The 5,053-nt window shown below is 62.3% G+C and carries 3 protein-coding genes; all 3 read right to left on the bottom strand.

Features of this window, described 5'->3' with window-relative positions:
* Positions 1 to 2,380 (bottom strand): SMC family ATPase (locus QXF46_09085; protein MEM0227013.1); only part of this gene is annotated, 2,380 nt, incomplete at its 3' end.
* Between the two features lie 6 nt (positions 2,381 to 2,386).
* Positions 2,387 to 3,562 (bottom strand): DNA repair exonuclease, encoded by a 1,176-nt coding sequence (locus QXF46_09080; protein ID MEM0227012.1) that lies wholly within the window; start codon positions 3,560 to 3,562, stop codon positions 2,387 to 2,389.
* Positions 3,563 to 3,565: 3 nt separating this feature from the next.
* Positions 3,566 to 5,053, bottom strand: a 1,488-nt coding sequence (locus QXF46_09075; protein ID MEM0227011.1) for an ATP-binding protein, incomplete at its 5' end; no start/stop codon positions are given.

Below are 5,053 nucleotides of genomic sequence, written 5' to 3'. Positions count from 1 at the left end.
TGCTGAGCAGATCGATGATCCTGCTTCGCCTTTCCTCGTCGGAGGAGCCGAGCGGCTCGTCTAGGAAGAGGAACCTCGGGTAGATGCCCTTCGCGGCAGGTAGGAGGGAGAGGGTGAAGGCGATGCGCATCGCTAGGAGGAACTGGTCGTTCGTTCCGCCGCTGTAGATGTCGCGGCGCACCCACCTGCCCGCCTCCGAATCGTAGACCTGGACGTCGTAGGTGTCAGGCTTGACATCCACCGCTTTGTACCTGCCGTCGGTGATGTAGGAGACGATCCAGCTCATGTTCTCCCCCACGCTGGGGGCGAAGGCCTCCCTCCTCTTCCTCGCCACCTCCTCGAGGACCGCGATCGCGCTGCTCATTGCCTTGACCTTCAGTTCGAGTTCCCCGAGCGAGCGCCTAAGCTCCTCCAACCTAGCCTTGAGCTTAGGCAGCTGCTCCAGCTCCCTCTCGGTCGCCTCGATCCACTCCCTAAGCCTCTTCGCCCCCTCCCTCGCTTCTGCGAGCTCTTTCTGCACCTCCCTTAGGCGCCTCTCCTTCTCCTGCCTCAACTCCCTGACATGCTCGTAGTCGCCCTCGGATGGCCGCGGGAGGAGCCCTTCAATCTCAAAGGGTGGCTCCGGAATGGTCAGCTTCAAGTACTCCTCCTCCAAGCTCAGCAGGTATTGAGTTGTACGGTTCAACTCTTCTTCGAGCTCCTCCACCTCCTTCAGGAGGCGTTCCCGCTCCTCCTCACGAGCTTTAATGGTCGCGTCAATTCCGTGGATTTGACGGATTATCGATTCGCGAGTCGATGAAGCTGCCCTCGCCCGATCTTCAGCGTTCTTCACCAGCTTTCCCAACTCTTCCACAAGCGAATCGAGCCCACCCGGGATTCCCAGCTCCGTCGCTAGCTCGCTTGACTGCCAACTCAGCTCTTTAAGCCGATCCTCCAGTTCAGCCTCCCTCTTCCTCAGCTCCCTGAGCTCTCCCGCGCCCCTCTCAAGCTCCTTGAGCTCAGCGTCGATGCTCGAGATCCTATCCCGGAGCTTGTCCGCCTCCCTCGCTAGCTCCAGTAGGTGCCGGTGCTTTGACTGCATTCCCAGCAGCAGCAGTAAGCCGGCGACAGCCAGGCCGGCCAGCGCGACAGGCTGGAGTAGTGCAGCCAGGAGTGAGAAAGCCGCGACAGTTATCGCGCCCGCGACGCTCCAGGCGGGTACGCGGATCGCAGCTTCCCTTTCCCGCACCCTTCTGAGGGCCTCCTCGGCTTCCGCCCTCTCCCTCTCGAGGGCTGCCCTTTTCTGCTCTCCGACGCTCTGGCTCAGGCTCTCGATTCTTCTTCTAACCTTCTCCAGCTCAGCTTCAAGCTGTTTCTGTCGTTCTGAGAGGTTGGCGGCCCTTCTATGCAGCTCGCTCAACCGCTCGAGCTCTCGCTTGATTCTTTCCAGCTCGCTCTCCACCTTGCTCAGCTCGGAGTCTAGGCTGCCTCTCCGGGCTCTCAGCTCTTCAAGCTCCGCTGAGAGCCGCTCGATGCGCACCCTGCGTTCCTCTAGCCTACTCTTAATGTCCTCCCCCCTCTTCCCCTCCGCTTCCAGCTGCCGCTTCAGATCGCGCTTCCGCACCAAAACACCCTCGACCTCGCTGAGGTAATTGCAGGCTTCCTCCTCCCGCTTCTCCTCCGCCTCGAGCTGAGGGATCCTCTCTTCGAGCTGCCTCAGCTCAGCCCTCTTTCTATCGAGCTCCCCGCTCTTCTCCTCCAGCTCGGCGATCCTATTCGCCAGCTGTTCAGCCTCAGCTCGAGCCTCTCGAAGGCTGTTCTCGAGCTCCCTCCTCTCCTTTCCGAGCCTTTCGATCGCCTTGTTGTAGCTTTCGAAGCCCATCATCATGTTGATGATCTTCTCCCTCTCGCTCTTACCCATCTCGATGATGCGCTCCAGATCCTTCTGGGCGATCACGTTCGTCGCCAGCATCTCCTTCCACGATACCCGGATGAGCCTCTGAACCACCTCGTTCACCTTAGTCACGCCCTTGGCCAGCAGCTTCGCCTCCCCCTCAGACAGTTCGACGAGGCTCGCGTCAACCTGCCGGGCGCTCTCCCCCTCCCTCTCCAGGATCCTCTCAACCTTGTACCGCTTCCCCTCCACCTCGAAGACCACCTCAACTCTAGCCCTCTTGGCGCGGTGGTTGACAATGCCCTCCAAACCGAGCCTCTCCCCGCCTCTGAGGGCCCCGATTACGTTGTGGTCGCCGTATATGCCGTACAGGATCGCCTCGAGGATCGTGGATTTCCCCGCCTCGTTCCTGCCGCGGATGATTATGAAACCGGAGGGGAAGGTGAGGGGCTTATCGAAGCTTAAGCGTCGGAAGTTTTCAGCCTTAAGGCTGACGATCCTCACCACTCCGCGTCACCAGGCGCCAGCCTCCTCGAGCTTCTGTAGCCCGAGCTTAAACGCGAGCTCTAGAACCGCCCTCTCCTCCTCTGTTTGAGCCCTCCTCATCCTCTCCTCCATCTCCGCTCGGAAAGCTTCGATGGGGCTCTTCGCCGCAGCTGCTGGAACGCTTGAGGTCCTAACCTCGAACCTCAGGTCTCCATCCTCGATTACGGTGTGGAAGTAGCGTCCCTCGAGGCGGCGTAGCAGCGCTGCCTTGCTGTAGCGCACTATTCCGCTGAGCGGGAGCAGCCCGCTCACGATCAACCTGAGCAGTAGCTTCGGGTCTGAGGGGGGCAGGTTCTGGAGGATGTGGCTGATCGGGTCCTCAACCCGCGGGGGGACCTCCACCCTCACCGTTCTCATCGGGCGGGCCGGCGTCTCGACGAATTCCAGGCGCGGCTTGCCCTCGGCCTGCAGCTCGACCCAGAGGAAGCCCTTCGCCTCGTCTCCCTCCTCCCCGAAGCTCCTCCGCTCAGTGCTCCCCGGGTACGCCACGACCGTACTACCCAGGTCTACAACCGCGCGGGAGTGGATGTGGCCCAGCGCTAAGTACCGGTACTCGCCCGGCACGTCTTCGCGCGAGAAGGTCGGGGCCCTCCAGAACGGGGGCACTCGGAGGCCGGCGAAGTTGTAGTGGAGCATCGCGATGGCCAAGTCGCCCTCCCGCGGCAACTTGACGCTCAAGTGCTTGAGGGGGTTGGCGTCGGGCGGCACCGCCGGGTTGTAGGAAAGCCCCACCACAGCGACGTCCAGCCCGTCCACGCTGACGTGCTCAACTTCGGGTGCCTCAGGGGAGGAGAAGAACCTGGCGTACCCCGAAGCTTCAATCTCGTGGAGCGGTGACATCCCCTCCTCAACGCTCCGCGGCATGTCGTGGTTCCCGCCGATCAGGAAGACCCTGACACCCTCCGAGTGGAGCCTCCTGAACGCCCTGATCACCTGCGTTCTCGCGGGGTTCCTCGGGTTCACCGAGTCGAAGAGGTCGCCCGAGACGAGGAAGAGGTGCGGCCTCCGCTCGAGGGCGAAGTTGACTGCGTGCTGGAATGCGCTGAGGAAGTCCCTCCTACGCTCCATAGACTTCGCCCCCAGCTCGGTCAGCTTCGGGTCGAGGTGGTTGTCGGCCGTGTGCAGAACCTTGACCACCGCCATGCGCTACACCTCCGACAATAGGCCGCTGGTGCTGTAGCGGCTCGGAGTAAGGTTCAGCACCTGCCTAGCCTTCCTGAGCTCCTCAACCAGGTCGATGTCGGCACCCCCCTCCCTCGTCGCTCTCCTCCTCACCTTCACGATCACGGGAACCCTCGTCAGCTCCCCGACGATTATCGCTTCGCCAACGTTCAAGCCCGGCAGATCCCGCATTATCTCCTCCCCGAGCCTCTCGCTCGCCTCCGCCACGGCCCGCTGGTCGTACGGGTTCGTGATCCTCAGGATGATCTGGCTGTTGCACTGGCTGAGCGCGTCCGCGTCAATCCTGCTCGGCCTCTGCGTCACCAGGATCAGGAAGACGCCGAACTTCCTCCCCTCCGACGCTATCGTCTTGATGATCGAGGAGGACATCGTGCGCCTCTCCAGGCTCTTCGCGGGCACGAAGCGGTGGGCCTCCTCGATGACGACGAAGACAGGCCACGGGAACTCGCCCGTCTGCCTCAACCGGAAGACCTCCTCAAGCACCCAGCTCACGATGTAGTCCTGGCTCGAATCGTTCAAGCCGGAGAGGTCGAGAACGCTGATCTGGCCCGGCTTGAGGACCTCATCCTTCACAGAGGTCGTGTAGGCTCCGAACACCCTGACCTTCCTAAGCCTCAGAAGGTTCTGGTAGGCCCTCTCGGCGCTTCGGGCCTCTTCGCCCCTACCGTTCGACATCCTCTTCAGCGCTCCAAGAAGGCCTTCGAGCTCGTAGTCTCCCTGCTTCCGCAGCTCTTCGATCGCCTTCCTGATCGCCTTCCTCACGTTCGTCCACTTCTCGGGGATATCGGCTATCCTGGCCACAGCCTCCGGGGAGAGCTCGCTGAACTTGACCGTCAGCTCCCTAACGTTGTCCAGCTGGCTGGGGTCGTAGCGGCCCGTGCTGTTCGGGTTCCTGAAGATCACGACCCTGTCGGAGTACTCGTGCCGCCGCATGTCTCTATCCCTGCTGAGGAAAACGTAGTCTGCGTGCGGGTCGATCACGACGGCCGTAGCGCCGAGCCTCATCAGCTCCTCCAGGATGACGCCCACCGTGTAGGACTTGCCAGCCCCGGTCTGCGCGATAACCGCAACATGCCTCCTGAAACCGTTGACGGAGAGATAAACGTCCACCGTCCTGCGCGAGACAAGCCTCCCTATGTGGATGCCCTCGTCGGGCTGGTAGCTGAAGAACTCGCGCACGAGCTCGTCGGGGGCCAAGTAGACCGGGTTTCCCGGGTAGAAGGCGCGGCGCGGAGCGAGCACGACCTTGCGCCCATCCTCCTCCGCCAGGAAGCCGAGAGACCTCGCCAGGCAGAGCAGGTTCGCGTCGTCAATCCCGGCCTGGTAGATGCGCTCCAGAGTCTCCAAGTCGAGCCTCGAGCTGTACGCTGCGCTCCGGGATACGACGCCCCTCACCTGGCACAGCACCAGCACCTCCCTCTCCTCCCCGCCCACGGGCTCGACGGATCGAAC

This window comes from Thermofilaceae archaeon, assembly GCA_038731975.1.
Classification (GTDB): Archaea; Thermoproteota; Thermoprotei; order Thermofilales; family Thermofilaceae; genus JANXEW01.
This window is presented reverse-complemented; position numbering and strand designations above follow the sequence as displayed.